Annotated in this window: 4 protein-coding genes; all 4 read left to right on the top strand. The window is 45.9% G+C overall.

The window, feature by feature from the left end:
- The first annotated feature begins 260 nt into the window (after positions 1 to 260).
- Entirely contained in the window at positions 261 to 578 is a 318-nt protein-coding gene (traA, locus tag L2748_RS23610; RefSeq protein WP_220783572.1) for a type IV conjugative transfer system pilin TraA, read from the top strand.
- The gene (gene traL / locus L2748_RS23605) at positions 578 to 880 is read left to right on the top strand and encodes a type IV conjugative transfer system protein TraL (RefSeq protein WP_220783573.1); all 303 of its coding nucleotides are present in this window, start codon (positions 578 to 580) and stop codon (positions 878 to 880) included. The genes traA and traL overlap by 1 nt, the downstream gene beginning before the upstream one ends.
- Positions 881 to 946: 66 nt before the next feature.
- Positions 947 to 1,513: a type IV conjugative transfer system protein TraE gene (traE, locus tag L2748_RS23600; protein ID WP_220783574.1), complete on the top strand. Its 567-nt coding sequence runs from the start codon at positions 947 to 949 to the stop codon at positions 1,511 to 1,513.
- 3 nt (positions 1,514 to 1,516) lie between these two features.
- The coding region (gene traK, locus L2748_RS23595) for a type-F conjugative transfer system secretin TraK (protein WP_220783575.1) at positions 1,517 to 2,127 on the top strand (611 nt) is incomplete at its 3' end.

Raw genomic sequence — 2,127 nt, 5'->3', positions numbered from 1 at the left:
GCGCAGGGCAGGTTAACCCTAAAGAATGTGAGGTAGCCGTATGCTAGGCGCCGACCTTATCTGCAAGGAAAGGGAATGTAGCATCTGTTATTGCCAACGTTACAGTAAAGGCAATCTGTGTAGTTCGAGCAGTGACATCGAACTCAGTATATTAGCCTTACCCTTAGCTGGTAAGGCTAGTATCTCGTCAAAATTAAGAGTCTGACGCTTTAGATAACTAAAGCGACAGGCTTTTCTGTCTTTTTTTTCGAGAAAATAATATGAACATGATGAACATTTCTAACCTTAGAAATCCACTCTCACGACCAATGACAACAGGTTTAATGCTTGTCGTTCTTATGGCATTAACCATGCTGTTTACTGGTGAAGCCCATGCCGATTTATTCGCTGGCGGTAAAGACCAAATCAAACAAGCAACTAACTCCGATTCAACCCTATACCTTGCCATGATGGTTATCGGTCTAGCGGCTGCGGCTGTTACAGGTTTCGTGACCAAAAACTGGTTTGCCGCTATCGGTGGTTTCGCTGCGGGCGTTATCTTCGTTAACGTCGCCATGGGTATCATCGGTCTAGCCTAATGGAAAATGAGCGCGATTTCTTTAAAATCCCACATTACATCGACCAAGGCCGCGTTATCATGGGCTTCCCAGCCGATGAAATTGTACCTGCTCTTACCCTCTTTTTCTTATTCGCAATGAAAAACTTCCTCGTCACAGGCATTTTCTCTGCTGCGGCGCTATTCATTGTGATTAGAAAAATAAAAAGAAGTAAGGGCGAGAATGTTATCGCCCTCACTTTCTTTTGGTTTTCCCCCGATAAGTTAAGTCCGTCATTTTTTAAGCGCACTCCGACAGCCGATAAAAAATATTGGCTTAACTAATCGTTTTACTTAGGAGCAAAAAAGCCGCCCGGAATCCATTCTAGGCGGCTTTTTTATTATACAACGATGAAAGTATCTAATAAACGAGATGCGCTCGCAAATGCGCGCTATCTCAACAAATTACTCGGTGGAGGCGCTGCAATCTTGCTTTGCCTCACCCTTACACTCACCATTGCGCTCGTTCTGGTGGCCTATAACCAACCCCGAACCCTTGTCCCCCCCAACCTAACGACTGAGATTAACGTCAGCAATACCAGTGTAAGTGATAGCTACTTACAGCAAATGGCTGAGTATGTGTTGTTTCTTAAACTGAACGTCACCCCTGAAAACGTAGGCCGCAACTATGGCCAACTACTCCAATACGTTGACTCTCGCAGTTACCATATCATTCAACCCAAACTACTTGCCGAAGCGAAAGATATTCGCTCTGAAAAAATATCTTCGACATTCTTCCCCAAAAACACTGCCATTGCTGGGGACGACTTTCAAGTACGCATATCTGGCCTACTCACTAAATACGTAGGCAACCGACCACTTGAACCCGAACCCACTACCTACATCGTTCAATTTACCTACCCTAGCGGCATGTTAGCCCTGGACAGTATCAGTAAAGTTGAAATCAAAAAGGATTAACCCATGCGTAAACACCTTTTTATGGCTGCCTTAACGGTATTCAGTGTCAATGCGTTCGCTGCCACGCCTCCCGTTAAGATTAAGTTTGCCGATAACGAAACCGTGACCGCCAAACTCTCCTCAGTAGACATTAACCGTATCGCCGTTAAGGACGACAAAATTACCAGCGTGACCTGCCCTACGGGTTTTTGTACTTTACCCATGAGCGGTGAAGCCAGTAGCCTTGCCGACCCATCAGGGGCAGCATTGGTCGCTCTTAATGTTATGGAGCCGTTCACGTTCTACGTCACCACCCAAAAAGGCCGTAGCTTTGGTGTGTTTGTCACGCCGCTACGCATTCCAGCAGGCACAACTCAATTCATTTCAAAGGTACGCGATACCAAAGTCGCCGCTGAGTTTGAAAAGAAATCACCGTACCAACAAATGATTGCCGACCTCATGCGCCACATGATGCGCTTTGATTCAGCGAAAGAAGTCCCGACCGGCTTTGTGGTGAGCAACATCAAATACAAGCCGCAACGCCTCGATATTGAAGTCGTCCCCATGCGCAAATTTGACGGCGATAACATCTCAGGCTTAACCCTGAAAATCAAAAATAACACCAACGCAGACAG

Origin of the sequence: Shewanella sairae (assembly GCF_023283535.1) — a bacterium.
GTDB classification, from domain to species: Bacteria; Pseudomonadota; Gammaproteobacteria; order Enterobacterales; family Shewanellaceae; genus Shewanella; species Shewanella sairae.
This window is presented reverse-complemented; position numbering and strand designations above follow the sequence as displayed.